The 17,443-nt window shown below is 70.0% G+C and carries 13 protein-coding genes; 1 reads left to right on the top strand and 12 read right to left on the bottom strand.

What is annotated here, in order from left to right; translation table 11 throughout:
• Positions 1-44: 44 nt before the first annotated feature.
• The 7 genes from J2Z30_RS08210 to J2Z30_RS08240 all read right to left on the bottom strand — a co-directional run bounded on the left by J2Z30_RS08210 (position 45) and on the right by J2Z30_RS08240 (position 9,468).
• Positions 45-1,760, bottom strand: a complete 1,716-nt coding sequence (locus J2Z30_RS08210; RefSeq protein ID WP_044569498.1) for a proline--tRNA ligase — start codon at positions 1,758-1,760, stop codon at positions 45-47.
• Between the two features lie 237 nt (positions 1,761-1,997).
• The gene (locus J2Z30_RS08215; RefSeq protein WP_044581320.1) at positions 1,998-2,567 is read right to left on the bottom strand and encodes a GNAT family N-acetyltransferase; all 570 of its coding nucleotides are present in this window, start codon (positions 2,565-2,567) and stop codon (positions 1,998-2,000) included.
• A gap of 25 nt (positions 2,568-2,592) precedes the next feature.
• Positions 2,593-3,438, bottom strand: coding sequence for a GNAT family N-acetyltransferase (locus J2Z30_RS08220; protein WP_044569500.1), 846 nt, complete (start codon positions 3,436-3,438; stop codon positions 2,593-2,595).
• Positions 3,439-3,565: 127 nt separating this feature from the next.
• Positions 3,566-4,723, bottom strand: coding sequence for a flavodoxin-dependent (E)-4-hydroxy-3-methylbut-2-enyl-diphosphate synthase (gene ispG, locus J2Z30_RS08225; RefSeq protein ID WP_209468613.1), 1,158 nt, complete (start codon positions 4,721-4,723; stop codon positions 3,566-3,568).
• A gap of 138 nt (positions 4,724-4,861) precedes the next feature.
• The gene (locus tag J2Z30_RS08230; RefSeq protein ID WP_044569502.1) at positions 4,862-6,163 is read right to left on the bottom strand and encodes a M50 family metallopeptidase; all 1,302 of its coding nucleotides are present in this window, start codon (positions 6,161-6,163) and stop codon (positions 4,862-4,864) included.
• Positions 6,160-7,422, bottom strand: a complete 1,263-nt coding sequence (gene dxr, locus J2Z30_RS08235) for a 1-deoxy-D-xylulose-5-phosphate reductoisomerase (RefSeq protein WP_044569503.1) — start codon at positions 7,420-7,422, stop codon at positions 6,160-6,162. Before dxr ends, J2Z30_RS08230 begins: the two co-directional genes overlap by 4 nt.
• Positions 7,423-7,533: 111 nt before the next feature.
• On the bottom strand, positions 7,534-9,468 hold the full coding sequence (locus J2Z30_RS08240) for an acyl-CoA dehydrogenase family protein (RefSeq protein ID WP_044569504.1): 1,935 nt from the start codon (positions 9,466-9,468) through the stop codon (positions 7,534-7,536).
• A 300-nt stretch (positions 9,469-9,768) separates the two neighbouring features.
• On the opposite strand from J2Z30_RS08240, the gene J2Z30_RS08245 reads away from it, so the two are divergent.
• Positions 9,769-10,785: a LacI family DNA-binding transcriptional regulator gene (locus J2Z30_RS08245; protein WP_044569505.1), complete on the top strand. Its 1,017-nt coding sequence runs from the start codon at positions 9,769-9,771 to the stop codon at positions 10,783-10,785.
• Positions 10,786-10,849: 64 nt separating this feature from the next.
• Here J2Z30_RS08245 and J2Z30_RS08250 read toward each other — a convergent pair whose 3' ends face one another.
• From J2Z30_RS08250 to J2Z30_RS08270, 5 genes are read right to left on the bottom strand one after another with little or no spacing between them, the layout of a single operon-like run.
• Positions 10,850-11,551: a glycoside hydrolase family 12 protein gene (locus J2Z30_RS08250; protein WP_044569506.1), complete on the bottom strand. Its 702-nt coding sequence runs from the start codon at positions 11,549-11,551 to the stop codon at positions 10,850-10,852.
• Positions 11,552-11,589: 38 nt separating this feature from the next.
• Positions 11,590-13,602, bottom strand: a complete 2,013-nt coding sequence (locus J2Z30_RS08255) for a beta-galactosidase (protein WP_044569508.1) — start codon at positions 13,600-13,602, stop codon at positions 11,590-11,592.
• Between the two features lie 43 nt (positions 13,603-13,645).
• Positions 13,646-14,605, bottom strand: coding sequence for a carbohydrate ABC transporter permease (locus J2Z30_RS08260; protein ID WP_044569509.1), 960 nt, complete (start codon positions 14,603-14,605; stop codon positions 13,646-13,648).
• A complete protein-coding gene (locus tag J2Z30_RS08265; protein ID WP_107073275.1) occupies positions 14,602-15,636 on the bottom strand; it encodes an ABC transporter permease in 1,035 nt (344 codons plus the stop codon). Before J2Z30_RS08265 ends, J2Z30_RS08260 begins: the two co-directional genes overlap by 4 nt.
• Positions 15,636-17,318: an extracellular solute-binding protein gene (locus J2Z30_RS08270; protein ID WP_044569510.1), complete on the bottom strand. Its 1,683-nt coding sequence runs from the start codon at positions 17,316-17,318 to the stop codon at positions 15,636-15,638. The genes J2Z30_RS08265 and J2Z30_RS08270 overlap by 1 nt, the downstream gene beginning before the upstream one ends.
• Between the last annotated feature and the right edge of the window lie 125 nt (positions 17,319-17,443).

The following is a 17,443-nucleotide window of genomic DNA, read 5'->3' on the forward strand; positions in this document are numbered from 1 at the left end:
GGGCTTCGCCGCCCGGCGCCGCGCCCGCTGCGCCGCCGCGGTCGTCAGCCGGTGGTGGTGAGGCGGGCGATGGCCTCCTCGATGGGGAGATCCTCCCGCTCGCCCGTACGGCGGTCCTTCAGCTCGACGACGCCGTCCTTCGCGCCGCGGCCCACGACCAGGATGGCCGGGACGCCGATCAGCTCGGAGTCGGTGAACTTCACGCCCGGGGAGACACCGGCGCGGTCGTCGACCATGACCCGCAGGCCCGCCGTGCCCAGCTTCTCGGCGAGGTCGAGGGCCATCTCGGTCTGGAGGGCCTTGCCCGCCGCGACGATGTGGACGTCGGCCGGGGCGACCTCGCGGGGCCAGCAGAGCCCGGACTCGTCGTGGGTCTGCTCGGCGAGGGCGGCGACGGCGCGGGAGACGCCGACGCCGTACGAGCCCATCGTGACCCGCGCCGGCTTGCCGTTCTGACCGAGCACATCGAGCTGGAAGGCGTCCGCGTACTTGCGGCCGAGCTGGAAGATGTGGCCGATCTCGATCGCCCGGTCCAGCTCGATGCCCGCACCGCAGCGCGGGCACGGGTCGCCCGGCTCGACCACGACGACGTCCAGGTACTCGTCGACCTCGAAGTCACGGCCGCAGACCACGTCGCGCGCGTGGGTGTCGGGCTTGTTGGCGCCGGTCACCCAGGCGGTGCCGGGGGCGACGCGCGGGTCGGCGATGTAGCGGAAGGACTTGCCCGCCAGACCCTGCGGGCCGACGTAGCCGCGCACCAGCTCGGGGCGGCCCTCGAAGTCCTCGGCCGTGACGAGCTCGACTACAGCCGGGGCGAGGTGCTCGCCCAGCTTGCCCAGGTCCACCTCGCGGTCGCCGGGGACGCCCACCGCGGTGATCTCGCCGTCGACCTTGACCAGGAGGTTCTTCAGGGTGGCGGAGGCCGGGACGCCGAGGTACTCGGCGAGGGTCTCGATGGTCGGGGTGTCGGGGGTGTCCAGCTCCTCGAGGGGGCCGTGCCCGGCGCCCTCGACCGGCGGCACGGTCACCGTGACCGCCTCGGTGTTCGCGGCGTAGTCGCAGTTCGGGCAGTCGACGAAGGTGTCCTCACCGGCCGCCGCCGGGGCCAGGAACTCCTCGGACGCCGAGCCGCCCATCGCGCCGGAGACCGCGGAGACGATGCGGTAGTCCAGGCCGAGGCGCTGGAAGATCCGCTGGTACGCCTCGCGGTGCAGCCGGTAGGACTCGGCGAGGCCCTCGTCGGTGGTGTCGAAGGAGTACGAGTCCTTCATCAGGAACTCGCGCCCGCGCAGCACACCCGAGCGGGGGCGGGCCTCGTCCCGGTACTTGGTCTGGATCTGGTAGAGCATGACCGGCAGATCCTTGTAGGACGTGCACTGGTCCTTGACCGTCAGAGTGAAGATCTCCTCGTGGGTCGGGCCCAGGAGGTAGTCGGCACCCTTACGGTCCTTGATCCGGAAGAGCAGATCGCCGTACTCGTCCCAGCGGCCGCTCGTCTCGTACGGCTCACGGGGCAGCAGCGCGGGCAGGAGGACCTCCTGGGCGCCGATGGCGTCCATCTCCTCGCGGACGATCCGCGAGACGTTCTCCAGGACCTTCTTGCCGATCGGCAGCCAGGTCCAGATGCCCGCGGCGGCGCGGCGGACGTACCCGGCGCGGACGAGCAGCTTGTGGCTGGCGGTCTCGGCGTCCGCCGGGTCTTCGCGCAGCGTCTTCAGCATCATCGTGGACATGCGCTGGACGTTGACGGCGTGGGCCATGGGGTCTCTCCTGCGTGCGATGGGATGTTCAGGAGGTTAGCCGCACGGGCTGGTTTCCCGGAAATGCGTAAGGCCGCGGCGGTGCCTAAGCGCTCCGCTGGAAGTGTCGCGATGCGTCGTCGGCCGACTGCGGCGCCGTCGTGGCTGGTCGCGCCCGCGCGGCGGAGCCGCACATCGACACAGCCCCGCGCCCCTTCGGGGCGCTGCCGGAACCGTAGCGGACTTCCTCCGACCTGCTTAGCGACGGCGCAGCGGCAGGGGGGCTCCCATCACGGCGTACGGGCTCGGGGCGCTCGGGAAGAGCACGGGGCGGGCGAGGTCGCGATAGCCCAGTGAGCGGTAGAGCGCGCGGGCCGGGCTCTCGGTGTCGATCGCGGACAGGATCGAGCGCGGCTCGTCCGCGCCGTCCGTAATGGTCGTGATCAGCTGTCGGCCGATGCCGCGGCTCTGGTACTCGGGGTGGACATGCAGCTCGGTGATGACGAACGAGTCGTCCAGCCAGTCCTCGTGCCCGGCCGCGCGCAGATACGGCTGGACGACCGTGGACCACCAGTGGGTGCGGTCGTTGGGCATGCCGTAGACGAAGCCGACGAGCCGGCCGGAGGGCGTGGTCGCGCCGAGCGCGCGGGCGCCGGGGCTCTTGAGGTGGCGCAGCACGATGTGGCGTCGTACGCCGACCTCCTCGTCCGTCAGCCCGAAGGCGACGGCCTGGACGTCGAGCGCTTCGTCCACGCGTGCGGCGAGGTCGAGCGACCCGACGACGACGTCTTCGGGTTCCGGGGTCCGCCCCCCGGGGAGATGCAGCATGGGCGGCACCCTACTGGCCCGTCGATCAGAACAGCACACTCATGAACGCGCCGACTTCCCGGAAGCCGACCCGGCGGTACGCGGCGCGGGCCGCGGTGTTGAAGTCGTTGACGTACAGGCTCACCACCGGGGCGACCTCGCTCAGCGCATAGCGCAGCACGGCCGCCATTCCGGTCTCGGACAGGCCGCGGCCGCGGTACTCGGGGGCCACCCATACGCCCTGGATCTGGCAGGCGTGCGGGGTGGCCGCGCCGATCTCGGCCTTGAACACCACCCGGCCGTTCTCGATCCGGGCGAAGGAGCGCCCGGCGGTGACGAGCTCGGCGACCCGCGCCTGGTAGAGCAGCCCGCCGTCGCCCGCGAGCGGCGAGACGCCGACCTCCTCGGTGAACATCGCCACGCACGCGGGCATGATCACGTCCATCTCGTCCTTATGGACGCGGCGCACCAGCGGATCGGGCGGGACGTCGGCGGGCATCGAGCTGGTGACCATCAGCGGCTGCCGGGCCCGGACCTCACGGGCCGGGCCCCAGCTGGGCTCCAGCAGGGACCACAGCCCGGCGGTGGTCTCGGCGGGGCCGACGATCGAGGAGCAGCGGCGGCCCGCCCGGCGGGCGCGCTCGGCGAAGCCGCGCACGGCCTCGGGGGTGGCGCAGATGGGCACGAGGTTCGCCCCGGCGTAGCAGAGCGACTCCAGCCGTCCGCCGGAGTACCAGCCCCACATCTCGCCACCGAGCCGCCACGGGTCCAGGCCGGCGACCTGGACGCGGGCGGCCACGAAGGCGTTCGAGACGGGGTCGCGGTCGAGCACCGCAAGGGCCGCGTCGAGCTCATGGGGCTCGAGAACCCTGGTGGTGGACGTGGTCAGCACGTGTCGGTCTGCCTCACGTGGTGCGGGCCCGCGGGCCGGGGACGTCGATTCTCCAGACTCTACCGCGCAGGCCAAGAGGGCCCCTCACCGCCTTTCCAGGGGCCCTGTGCGCCTCCCTGGGGGCGCTTCAGCCGCCGACGGAGACCTCGGGCTCGCCGGACGCGATGCCGTCCTTCTCCATCTGCTCGGCGATCTTCATGGCCTCGTCGATCAGGGTCTCCACGATCTTCGACTCCGGCACGGTCTTGATGACCTCGCCCTTGACGAAGATCTGCCCCTTGCCATTGCCGGAGGCGACACCCAGGTCCGCCTCACGCGCCTCACCCGGACCGTTGACGACACACCCCATGACCGCCACCCGCAACGGAACCTCCATACCCTCCAGACCGGCCGTCACCTGGTCCGCGAGCTTGTACACATCCACCTGCGCCCGACCGCACGACGGACACGAGACGATCTCCAGCCGCCGCTGCCGCAGATTCAGCGACTCCAGAATCTGAATCCCGACCTTCACCTCCTCCACCGGAGGCGCCGACAACGACACCCGGATCGTGTCCCCGATCCCCTCACTCAACAGCGCACCGAACGCCACCGCCGACTTGATCGTCCCCTGGAACGCCGGACCCGCCTCCGTCACCCCCAGATGCAACGGATAGTCACACCGAGCCGCCAGCTGACGATAGGCATTGACCATCACCACCGGATCGTTGTGCTTCACCGAGATCTTGATATCCCGGAACCCGTGCTCCTCGAACAGCGAACACTCCCACAACGCCGACTCCACCAAGGCCTCCGGCGTGGCCTTGCCGTACTTCTCCAGCAACCGCTTGTCCAGCGACCCCGCGTTCACCCCGATACGAATCGGCACACCCGCACCCGACGCCGCCTTCGCGATCTCCCTGACCTTGTCGTCGAACTGCCGGATGTTCCCCGGATTCACCCGCACCGCCGCACACCCGGCATCAATCGCCGCGAACACATACTTCGGCTGGAAATGAATATCGGCGATCACCGGGATCTGCGACTTCTTCGCGATCACCGGCAACGCATCCGCGTCATCCTGCGACGGACACGCCACCCGCACGATCTGGCACCCCGACGCCGTCAACTCCGCGATCTGCTGCAACGTCGCACCGATGTCCGCCGTCACCGTCGTCGTCATCGACTGCACCGAGACCGGAGCGTCACCACCCACCGCCACCGACCCGACCTGGATCTTCCGGCTGGCCCTGCGCTCGGCGAGCTTGGCCGGTACGGACGGCATTCCTAGCGAAATCGCAGTCATCTGGTTCGAAACCCCAAGGTGTGTGCGTGGCTGGAGATCAGCGGACTCCGATCTCCGAGATTACGGCACCGGTCATGGCCTCAGCACACCGCGCTCCTGAAGTCCACCCAAAGGTGAACTTCAGGACATCTCCCGTCATCAGGAGATTTTCACGGGGTTCACGACGTCCGCCACCAGGACGAGCAGCGTGAAGCAGATGAAAACTCCGGCGATCACATAGGCGGCCGGCATCATCTTCGCCACGTCGAACGGTCCGGGGTCGGGCCGCCGGACCAGCCGGGCGGTGTGGCGGCGGATGGCCTCCCACACCGCGCCCGCGATGTGGCCGCCGTCCAGCGGCAGCAGCGGCAGCATGTTGAACAGGAACAGCGAGAGGTTGAACCCGGCGACCAGGAAGAGCATGGTCGCGATCCGCTGGGAGGGCGGGATGTCGAGGTTGGCGACCTCGCCGCCGACCCGGGCCGCGCCCACGACGCCCATCGGGGAGTCCGCCTTGCGCTCGCCGTCCCCGAAGGCCGCGTTCCACAGGTCCGGGATCTTGGAGGGCAGGGCGATCATGGAGTCGATGCCGTCCTCGACCATGTTGCCCATACGGTCCACGGACTGCCCGAAGGACTGCTGGACCACTCCGTTGGCCGGGGTGAAGCCGAGGAAGCCGGCGGTGACGAACTCGCCCTCGACATAGCCGCCGTTCCCGTCGGACTTGGCGACCTGGTTCTCTATGAGGTCGGCGTGCAGGGTCTTGCGGACGCCGTCCCGCTCGACGGTGATCGTGGCGGGGCCGGTGGTCTCGCGGATGTCCTGCTGGAGGGCTCCCCAGTCCGGGGTGGGGCGGCCGTTGAAGGCGACGATCTTGTCCCGGGGCTGCAGACCGGCGGCCTTGGCCGGGGAGTCCTTGGCGCCCTTGGGGCACTTGTCGGTGGAGGACGAGGCCGCGACCACGCACTGGGAGACCGTGCCCACATTGGTGGTCTGGGTGTTGACGCCGAAGCTCATCATCACCCCGAGGAAGATCACCACCGCGAGGATCAGGTTCATGAAGGGCCCGGCGAACATGACGATCACGCGCTTCCACGGCTTGCGCGTGTAGAACAGGCGCTTGTCGTCGCCGGGCTGCAGCTCCTCGAAGGCGGCCGACCGGGCGTCCTCGATCATGCCGCGCCACGGTGAGGTGGAGCGCGCGGTGATCTTTCCGTCGTCGCCCGGCGGGAACATCCCGATCATGCGGATGTAGCCGCCGAGCGGAACCGCCTTGATGCCGTACTCGGTCTCGCCCTTCTTCCGGGAGAAGATGGTCGGCCCGAAGCCGACCATGTACTGGGGCACCCGGATGCCGAAGAGCTTGGCCGTGGAGAGGTGGCCGAGCTCATGCCAGGCGATGGAGATCAGCAGGCCGACGGCGAACACCACTATGCCGAGGACCGTCATCAGTGTCGTCATGCGCGAGCCTCCGGGGTCGCCTTCGCCGCTCTGGCGGCCAGTTCCGTTGCGCGGGCGCGGGCCCATGTCTCGGCCTCGAGGACGTCCGCGACGGTGAGCCGGGTTCCCGCGGCCGGGGTGCCGTGCTCGGCCACCACCTCGGCGACCGTATCGACGATTCCGTTGAACGGCAGCTTTCCGTCAAGGAAGGCGTCCACACACTCCTCGTTCGCCGCGTTGAAGACGGCCGGGGCGGTGCCGCCGAGGTCGCCGACCTGGCGGGCGAGCCCGATCGAGGGGAACGCCTCGGTGTCCAGGGGAAAGAACTCCCAGGTGTGGGCCTTGGTCCAGTCGCAGCCGGGCGCGGCGTCCGGCACCCGCTCGGGCCAGCCGAGGCCGAGCGCGATCGGCATCCGCATATCGGGCGGGCTCGCCTGGGCGAGCGTCGAGCCATCGGTGAATTCAACCATCGAGTGGATATACGACTGAGGGTGGACCACCACCTCAATCCGCTCGAAGGGAATGTCGTAGAGCAGATGAGCCTCGATGACCTCCAGGCCCTTGTTGACGAGGGTCGCGGAGTTGATTGTGATCACCGGGCCCATGTCCCAGGTGGGATGGGCCAGCGCCTGCTCCGGGGTGACCGAGGCCAGCTCCCGCTTGGTCCGGCCGCGGAACGGGCCGCCGGAGGCGGTGACGACCAGCTTGCGGACCTCCTCGCGGGCGCCGCCGAGCAGCGCCTGGAAGAGCGCGGAGTGCTCGGAGTCGACGGGGACGATCTGTCCGGGCTTGGCCAGGGCCTTGACCAGGGGGCCGCCGACGATGAGCGATTCCTTGTTCGCCAGCGCCAGCACCCGGCCCGCCTCCAGGGCGGCCAGGGTGGGCGCCAGGCCGATGGAGCCGGTGATGCCGTTGAGCACGGTGTGGCACTGGGAGCGGGCGAGCTCGGTGGCCGCGTCGGGCCCCGCCAGGATCTCGGGGAGCGGCTCACCGGCGCCGTAGCGCGCGCTCAGCGCCTGGCGCACCTCGGCCACCGCCTCCGGCCGGGCGACCGCGACCCTGTCCACCCGCAGCCGGTGGGCCTGCTCGGCGAGGAGCCCGGCCCGTCCCCCGGCGGCGGACAGGCCGGTCACGCGGAAGCGGTCGGGGTTGCGCAGCACCACGTCGATGGCCTGGGTGCCGACCGAACCGGTGGAGCCCAGGATCACGATGTCGCGCACGCTCGCCGCGGCGGTGGCCGCCGGAACGCGCTGATGCGGGTCAGCCAGGGAATCCGTCATCCCCCCATTGTGGGGGCAAGGGGTGACGGCTCGGTGACAAGCCCCGGGATCCGGTGATCGCTGATCCCGGGGGCCCGTGAGCACGTGCTCCGGCGGCTTCCCGGCGGCTCCTCAGTGGATGGGCCGGTGGACGTTCTGCTCGGCGGTCGGGCCGGGAGTGGCGTCGGCGATCCAGGGGCCGTCACCGCTGGGGTCGATCACCCCGTGCTCGAGCCACTCGTACGTTCCGGAGAGCACCCCGGAGACCACCTTGCGGTCGAGTTCGTCGGTGTTGGTCCACAGCCGCCCGAAGAGCTCCTCGGCGCGGATCCTGGCCTGCCGGCAGAACGCGTCGGCCAACTGGTAGGCGGCGACGCCGTGGTCGCCGCGGGAGCGCAGCATCTCGGCCCGTACGCAGGCCGCGCTCATCGCGAACAGCTCCGCGCCGATGTCGACGATCCGGCTGAGGAAGCCCTGTTTGGTCTCCATCCGGCCCTGCCAGCGCGACATGGCGTAGAACGTGGAGCGGGCCAGCTTGCGCGCCGAGCGCTCCACATAGCGCAGATGCGGGGAGAGGTCCGGGTGGCCCGCCGGGTTGAACTCCGGGTAGGCGCGGGGCAGTTGACCGGGGCCGGTGAGCAGGCCGGGCAGCCAGCGGGCGTAGAAGCCACCGGCCTTGGCGGCCGCCTTGCCCTTGTCCTGGAGGGACTTGCCGGGGTCGATGAGATCGCCCGCCACCGACAGATGGGCGTCCACGGCCTCGCGGGCGATGAGGAGATGCATGATCTCGGTCGAGCCCTCGAAGATCCGGTTGATGCGCAGATCGCGCAGCATCTGCTCGGCGGGGACGGCCCGCTCCCCGCGGGCGGCCAGCGAGGCCGCGGTCTCATAACCCCGGCCGCCGCGGATCTGGACCAGTTCGTCGGCCATCAGCCAGGCCATCTCGCTGCCGTAGAGCTTGGCGAGCGCCGCCTCGATGCGGATGTCGTTGCGGTCCTCGTCGGCCATCTGGGAGGCGAGGTCGATGACGGCCTCCAGGGCGAAGGTGGTCGCCGCGATGAAGGAGATCTTGGCGCCGACGGCCTCGTGCTTGGCGATGGGCTTGCCCCACTGCTCACGGGCGGCGGACCATTCGCGGGCGATTTTCAGACACCACTTCCCGGCGCCCGCGCACATCGCGGGCAGCGACAGCCGTCCGGTGTTGAGCGTGGTCAGCGCGATCTTGAGGCCCGCGCCCTCGGGGCCGATCCGGTTGGCGGCCGGGACGCGGACCCGGTGCAGGCGGGTGACGCCGTTCTCCAGACCGCGCAGCCCCATGAAGGCGTTGCGGTTCTCCACGGTGACGCCCTCGGAGGCGGTCTCGACGACGAAGGCGGTGATGCCGCCCTTGTGGCCCTCGGAGCGCGGCACCCGGGCCATCACCACGAGCAGGTCGGCGACCACGCCGTTGGTGGTCCACAGCTTGACGCCGTCCAGCAGGTAGTCGTCGCCGTCGGGCACGGCGGTGGTGGCGAGGCGGGCCGGGTCGGAGCCCACGTCCGGCTCGGTGAGCAGGAAGGCCGAGATGTCGGTGCGGGCGCAGCGCGGCAGGAAGCGGTCCTTCTGCTCCTGGGTGCCGAAGAGCTTCAGCGGCTGCGGTACGCCGATGGACTGGTGGGCGGAGAGCAGGGCGCCGATCGCCGGGCTGACGGAGCCGGCCAGGGCGAGGGCCTTGTTGTAGTAGACCTGGGTGAGGCCCAGCCCTCCGTACTTGGTGTCGATCTTCATGCCGAGCGCGCCGAGCTCCTTGAGCCCCTTGATGGTCTCGTCGGGGATCTGCGCCTCGCGCTCGATGCGGGCGGCGTCGACCCGCGTCTCGCAGAACTCCTGGAGCTTGGCGAGGAAGGTCTCGCCGCGGCGGACGTCGTCCGGGGCGGGGGCGGGGTGGGGATGGATCAGATCGAGTCGGAAGCGGCCGAGGAAGAGCTCCTTGGCAAAGCTGGGCTTGTGCCATACCTGTTCGCGTGCGGCCTCGGCGACCTGGCGCGCTTCACGCTCGGACACCGGCCTGACGGAGGATGCGGTCATCGGTGCTCCCTTTGCCGCGACGATCTCGTGACATTACCGGCACGTACCGCTGCCAGTGTGCATCCGGTCCGACGGGACGGCAAAGCGGGGTGACGCCGGGATCTGGAGGTTCGGGAAGGATTGCCGCGGCGGCGGACCCGGCGGGGATGCCGAGGGGCATGGACGTGGTGTTGAAGCGCTTCGACTCCCTCTGGACAGCCCTTGCGCTGCGGGTTTAGGGTCAATCCGCATGGTCGGGCGGAAGGGTCTCGCCACGCGTCGAAGCGCTTCACTGACAATCCCCCGGATGGAGTCCCCCGCATGGTCACCCTCGCCGAGGTCGCCCGCCACGCCGGAGTCTCCGCCAGCACGGTGAGCTACGTCCTCAGCGGCAAGCGGTCGATCTCCGCTCCCACGCGCGAGCGCGTCGAGCACAGCATCAAGGAGCTCGGCTACCACCCCAACGCCGGAGCCCGCGCCCTGGCCAGCAGCCGCTCCAACATCCTCGCGCTCATGGTGCCGCTGCGGACGGACATGTATGTGCCGGTGATGATGGAGATCGCCATCGCGGTCGCCACCACGGCCCGCTCCCACGGCTATGACGTCCTGCTGCTCACCGGCGAGGAGGGCCCGGCGGCGGTGCGCCGGGTGACCGGCAGCGGACTCGCCGACGCCATGATCGTGATGGATGTGGAGCTGGAGGACGAGCGGCTGCCGCTGCTGCACGCGGCCCGCCAGCCCACCGTGCTGATCGGGCTTCCCGCCGACACCGTCGGCCTGACCTGCGTCGATCTGGACTTCACCGCCACCGGTGCGCTGTGCGCCGATCATCTGGCGGACCTCGGCCACCGGGAGATCGCCGTCGTGGGCGAGGCCCCGGCGGTCTATGAGCGCCACACCGGATTCGCCGAGCGGACCCTGGAGGGGCTGCGCCGCCGCGCCGGTGAGCTGGGGGTGCGGCTGCTGCACCGCCCGTGCGAGGGCAGCTACGAGTCCATGGACGGCACCCTCTCCCGGATCTTTGACGAACGGCCCGGCACCACCGGCTTCGTGGTGCAGAACGAGGCGGCGATCGATCCGCTGCTCAGCCTGTTGCGCCGGCAGGGCCGCGCGGTGCCCGAGGACGTCTCGGTGGTCGCCATATGCCCCGAGCAGGTGGCCACCCAGGCGTCGGTGCGGCTCACCTCGGTGGCCATCCCCGCGCAGGAGATGGGGCGGCGCGCCGTGGAACTGGCGGTGGCGAAACTGGCGGGCCGCGCCCCGGAGGAGCAGGTGACCCTGCTCGCCCCGGAGCTGACCGTACGGGCCAGCTCGGGCCCGGCCCCCGGCACGTCCTGACGCGACCTCGCCGGGCCGGTGGCGTACCGCCGCCGCGTGGCCGGGCGGCGGCGGAACGCGGGAGTCAGCTCGCGCTCACCCCGAAGCCGTTGGTGCGGAAGTCCAGACCGCCGGCCGAGGAGGTGATCTCATAGCCGAACTGGACGTCGCCGATGGTCACATCGCCGAACCAGCCCTTGGTGTTCTTGATCCAGTTCACGATGGGCTTGATGTCCACGGAGCCGGAGGTGGAGTTCGAGGTGCGGATGAACGAGAAGACCTCATTGGCTCCGTTGCTGCCCTTGTAGACGCTCCAGGTGTGGCCGCCTAGGGAGACATCCCCCTGGGCGGTGCCGAGCGGGCCAACCGGACCGGTCTTGTTGACCCACAGCATGATCTCGTAGTCGTAGTTGGAGTCCCAGATGTCGTACGAGGTGTTGTACGCGCCCGAGGACGGCACGGTGACGTTGTAGGTGCTGGTCAGCTTGGAGATGGCGCTGATCTTCTTGCCGACGACCTTCTTGGCGTTGGGGTAGGACTTGATGCCGCCGGTGTTCGGGTGGTTGGCCCACACTCCCCAGTCGCTGTAGGAGTTGGCCCAGATGGTCTGGGCTCCGGCGCCGGAGCCCCAGATGTTGTTGTAGAGGGTGTAGCCGCCGTTGGACCAGGTGCCCCACTGGTCCGAGGAGGACCAGGTGGCGGCCTGGGCGGGGGCGGCGGCGAAGCCGATCAGCGCGAGTAACGCGATCAGCGGGGTGAGGAAGAGCGTTCGAGCGGCTCGTTGCACGGGACCTTCCCTTTCGGACGAGGGATTCGGGCGGAGCTTCAGGCGAGGGATTCGGGCGGAGCCAGGACCATGACCGCGAAGCGGTCCAGCCGGACGCTGGTGTGGTGCGCGCGCCCGGTGAGCAGATCCGTCCGCCCGGACGGAGCGGACGGAAGCGGGACGACCGCCGGGGTGCGGCCGTGGTTGAGCAGGAAGAGATACGGGCCGCGCCACACCGCCTCTACGCCCTCGGGGAGGCCGGGCAGCGCGGGGGCCAGCCCCGCCTCCTCGGCGGCGCGGCCGAGCAGCGCGCGCAGGGCGGTGGGTTCGGGGAGGGTCGAGACGTACCAGGCGGTGCCGGTGCCGTAGGCGTTGCGGATGACGGCGGGGCGGCCGTCGAGCTCACCGCCCTTGATCCGGGCGACCGGTTCGGCGGTGGACGGCTCCAGGTCCTCGGACCAGAGGGTGCCGTGGAACGCGCCCAGCCAGGCGCCCTCGGCGGTGAGCGCCTCGCCCTCGTCCAGCGGCCACCACTCGTGGACCGTACGGATGCCCAGGAGCCCGCGGAGGCGGCGGTCCACCCCGCCGGGGCGCACCCGGTCGTCCTCGTCGGCGACGCCGGTGAAGAAGCCGCAGACGAGGGTGCCACCGCCGCGTACGTACGCCGCGAGGTTGTCCAGCGCCTCGTCGGTGAGCAGATACAGCTGGGGGACGGCGACGAGGGCGTAGTCGGTGAGGTCGGCGTGCGGATGGGCGAAGTCGGTGGTGAGGTTCCGCTCCCACAGGGCCTGGTGCCAGGCGCGCAGCAGCCGTTCGCAGGAGACCAGGGAGGAGGGGCGGCCGTCCTGGACGGTGGCCCACCAGGAGTGCCAGTCGTGCAGGATCGCGGCCCGCGCGGGGACGTCCGTGCCCACGACCGGGGCCAGTTCGCGCAGCTCGGCGCCGAGTTCGCCCACCCGGGCGAAGGTGCGGCTGTGCTCACCGGCGTGCGGGACCATCCCGGAGTGGAATTTCTCGCCGCCCTGCCGGGACTGCCGCCACTGGAAGAAGCAGACCGCGTCGGCGCCGCGCGCGACGGCCTGGAGGGACCACAGCCGCATCAGCCCGTGCGGCTTGGGGTGGTTGACGCCGCGCCAGTTGACCGGTCCCGCGGCCTGCTCCATGAGGACCCAGGGGCCGCCCGCCTGGGAGCGGGTCAGATCCTGGACCAGCGCGCCGTAGGCGGCCGCGTGCGGGTCCTTGGGGTCGGGGTAGAGGTCGACGGAGACGACGTCCTCCTCCGCCGCCCAGGCCCAGCCGTCCTGGCCGATGAACAGCGGATGGAAGTTGGTGGTCACGGGGATGTGCGGGGTGCGGGCGGCCAGCGCGTCGCGTTCGGCGGTGAAGCACTCAAGCAGGGCGTCGCTGGTGAAGCGGCGGAAGTCCAGCGCCTGACCGGGGTTGATCAGGTACTGGGCGCGGCGCGGCGGGATGATCTCCTCCCAGGAGTCGTAGCGCTGGCTCCAGAAGGCCGTCCCCCACGCCTCGTTGAGGGCGTCCAGGCCGCCGTACCGCGTGCGCAGCCAGCGGCGGAAGTGCCGGGCGGTCTCATCGCACCAGCAGTGGGTGCCGTACTCGTTGCCGACGTGCCACATCCGCAGGCCCGGATGGCCGCCGTAGCGGTCCGCCAGGTCCTCGGTGATGCGCAGGGCGTGGTCGCGGTAGACGGGGGACGAGGCGCAGAACTGGTTCCGTGAGCCGTACCAGACGACCGTGCCGCTCTCGTCGCGCGGCAGGGTTTCGGGGTGGCGGGAGCCCATCCAGGGCGGCGGGGAGGCGGTCGGGGTGGCCAGGCACACCTCGATCCCGCCCTCGTGGAGCAGGTCCAGGACCCGGTCCAGCCAGTCGAAGTCCCGTGCCCCGGGACGGGGTTCGAGCCGCGCCCAGGAGAAGACGCCGACGGTGACGGTGGTGACACCCGCCCGGCGCATCAGCCGGATGTCGTCGTGCCAGACGCTCTCGGGCCACTGCTCGGGGTTGTAGTCGCCGCCGTAGAGGACGCGGCCGCGGGTGGCGTCGTTCAGGTCGGGCATACCGGCTCCCGTCTCGGATCGGCTGGGTACGGGGCGACCGGCGTCAGCCCTTGACGGCGCCGGTGAGCATGCCCTTGGTGAAGTGCTTCTGGACGAAGGGGTAGAGCACCGCGACCGGGATCAGCGCGAGCACCATGACGGCCATCTGCACCGCCAGTCCCGGGATCTGCTGGGTGGAGATCATCTGGGACATGCCCTGCGGCGCCTGCTGCTTGATCACCAGCTGGCGCAGGATCATCTGCAGCGGCCATTTGTCCTGGTCGTTGAGGTAGAGCATGGCGTTGAACCACTGGCTCCAGTAGCCGACCGCGTAGAAGAGCGAGACCACAGCGATCACGGCCTTCGACAGCGGCAGGACGATGCGGAACAGGATCCGCCAGTCCCCCGCACCGTCGATCCGGGCGCTGTCGATCAGCTCGGGCGCGATGTTCTGGAAGAACGCCCGCAGCACCAGGACGTTGAAGACGGAGACGGCCCCGGGAAGGATCATCGACCAGTAGCTGCCCTCCAGACCGACGCCGGTGACCAGCAGATACGTGGGAATGAGACCGGCGTTGAAGAACATGGTGACCAGCAGCACCATCAGGATCGGCCGGTGCAGGAAGGACCCCGGGCGGGACAGGCCGTAGGCGCACAGGACCGAGACGACGGTGCTGATCACGGTGCCCACGGCGGTGAGCCCGAGGCTGACGAGCGTCGCCCGGGTCACCGTGCCGCCGCTCAGCAGCTCGGTGTAGGCCCGGAAGGTGATCGTCTTGGGCACGATCACCAGCCCCCCGGCGTCGGTGATGGTCCTCTGGTCGGAGAGGCTGGTGACGATCACCACCCACAGCGGGCCGAGGATCGCCAGACACACCCCGGCCAGGGTGGCCCCCTTGAGCCCCTGGCCGACCCTGCCGGGCTCCTCCTCCCACACCGGGCGCCTCTCGTCGCGGCGCCGACGCGGGGGCGGGGGCGGGGCAGCGGGTCCGGTCGGGGCCGCGGTCCGCTCGGTCACGGTCATTTCCGGTAAACCCCCTGCTCGCCGAGCATATGGGCGACCTTGTTGGCGATCAGCACCAGCACCAGGCTGAAGGCGCCCTTGATCAGACCGCCGGCGGCGGCGATCCCGTAGTCGGTGTTGGCGATGCCGACCCACCACACATAGGTGTCGAAGACCTCCGAGGCGCCGGGACCCACCGCGTCGCGCTGGAGCAGGATCTGTTCGAAGCCGACCGTCAGCGAGTCGCCGACGCGCAGCACCAGCAGCAGGGCGACCACGGGGCGCAGCGCGGGCAGGGTGACGTGCCACATCCGGCGCCGGCGGTTCGCGCCGTCCACGGCCGCGGCCTCGTAGAGGTCCTGGTTGACGGCGGAGAGCGCGGCCAGGAAGACGATCACGCCCCAGCCCGCGTCCTTCCACACCAGCTGGGCGGTGATCAGGAACTTGAAGACGCCCGGGTCGGTCATCAGGTCGAAGCCCTCGTGACCGTGGGCGCGCAGCTGCTGGGCGAGCAGTCCGGCGCCCCCGAGCATCTGCTGGAAGATCGTGATCACCAGCACCCAGGAGAAGAAGTGCGGCAGGTACAGGATCGACTGCACCAGGCCGCGGACCTTGTCGCTGAGCACGCTGTTGAGCAGCAGCGCCAGCGCGATGGGCACCGGGAAGAACAGCACCAGCTGGATGAAGGTGATGGAGAGGGTGTTGGCGAAGGCGTCCCAGAAGCGGCTGTCCTCGAAGAGGAGGCCGAAGTTGTCGAGGCCCACCCATGGGCTGGTCCACAGCCCCTGGGTGAACGGGTCGTAGTCTTTGAAGGCGACCGTGGTCCAGAGCAGCGGGACGTAGGTGAAGAGCAGGAGCAGACCGACGGCGGGGGCGACCATCAGCAGCAGGGTGCGGTCGCGGCGGAGCCGGTGCCACCATCCGGTGCGGGCGGTGGGGGTCCCGCGGCTCGGCGGAGTGCCGGGGCCTGGCGGGGCACTCCGGTCTGCCGGGGCGCCACGGGCCGCCAGGGCGCCACGGGCCGCCGGGGCGCCACGGGCCCGCTTGGCCATCAGGCGCCGCTGCCGTTCTCGTCGAGGAGCCCCGCATACCAGTCGCGGAGCCGGTCGCCGCCACCGCTGCGCCAGTCGCTGATCGCCCGCTGGGCGTCCTTGACCGACTTACGGCCTCGGGTGACGTCCTTGGCGAGGTCCTCGAACGGCGTGTAGAGCGAGGCGTACCGATTGGGCTCCTGGATCTGCATTCCGTAGAAGAGCGGTTTCCTGGCGAACTTGCCCATCCGCCGCATCCAGCCGCAGTAGTCCTCGACCATCCGCGGGAAGTCCGGATAGGCGACGCTCGCCTGCGGGGAGACGATGAAGCGGTAGGTGTCCTGGACGTCCCGGACCCCCGTGGCGTTCTTGACCGGTACGCCCTTCTTCATGTCGTGGTGCACGCCTTCGACGCCGTAGTCGATGAGGCGCTGCTCCCTGGTGCCGAAGGGCGCGGCGATGAAGTTCGCGAGGGCGAGGATTTCCTCGATCTGATCCTTGGAGAGGTTCTTGTTCAGGAACGACCAGATCTGGGCGGGCGGGTCGAGATAGATGACCGGGTCGCCGCCGTCGGGGCCGAACCAGTCCATTCCCTGAATCTTGAAGTCGGGGTTGGGACCGGCCTGTTCGAACGTGGCGCCGTACCACTTGGCGTCGCCGTCGTTGTAGAAGAGGGTCTGCCCGGAGGTGAAGCGGGTCGGTGCGTCATTGGCCTTGCCCGCGACCGCGTCGGGGTGGACACAGCCCCCGGCGAAGAGCTTGCGGCACCATTCCAGGGCCTCGAGATAGTTCTCGGTCTCGACCTTGTGGACCAGCTTGCCGTTCTTCTCGATCCAGTAGTACGGCTTCTCCCCCGGGCAGCCGAAGAACCGCTGCGCCGACCACCACATGTCGTCGCAGGCCCATACCTTGCTCTTGGGCCGGGTGATCTCCTTGGCCAGGGCGAGGAATTCCGCCGGGCTCTTGGGGACGTGATAGCCCTCCTTGGTGAAGATGTCCTCGCGGTAGTACGGAATGACGCCGCCGAGCGGACGGGAGGGCATCGGCAGCCCGCGGAGCTTGCCGCCGAAGACGGACATCTGCCAGGCGGCGGTGGGAATGGCGGCGAGGTTCGGATATTTCTTGACCCTGTCACCGGAGAGATACGGGCCCAGATCGGCGAATTTGGCGCTGACCGCGCCATGGATCCGCCCGCCCATCTCCCACAGCGGGATCATCACGATATCGGCTATGTCGCCGGAGGCGAGGACGGCGCCGAGCTTCTCGCCGTAGGTGTTGCCGTCCTGCGGCTGGAGCTTGACCGTGGCGCCGAGCGCCTCGTCGACCGCCTTGTAGTAGGCGTTGTTCTTGGGCGGCGGGGTGCCCCAGAGCGGTTCGAACATCGTGTAGCTGCCGCCGTGACCGGGCTTGCCCCGCACGGAGGCGACGAGTCCGGCGGCGGGCGGGGCCTTGGTGTAGCCGGGGCTGGAGCCGTTGACGCTGGGGATGTCCGGGTCCGCCACCTTCGAAGCCGCATAGGTCGGCAGCAGGTTCTTCAGCTGCTTGCCGGAGGTGGTGCCGCCCTTGCTGGAGCCCTCCTCGGTGGAGCAGCCGGTGAGCAGCGGAACCCCTCCCGCGACGGCCGCCGCGGCAACCGCCGTGGAGGCCAGGAAGGTTCTCCGGCTGGGAGGGGAAGTGGAGGCCGAAGCCTGGGAGTTCGGCATTGCGTCAACCCTTCGTGGCGTGCCCGCCGTACGACCGATGGTCGAGTTGGCCGAGATTGATCGAAGATTGGTCGAAGCGCTTCGATATTGCGCCGAGATTAAGGCGGGGGGTGGGGTCGCGCAAG

This window comes from Streptomyces iranensis (assembly GCF_017874715.1).
In the GTDB taxonomy this organism is placed as follows: Bacteria; Actinomycetota; Actinomycetes; order Streptomycetales; family Streptomycetaceae; genus Streptomyces; species Streptomyces iranensis.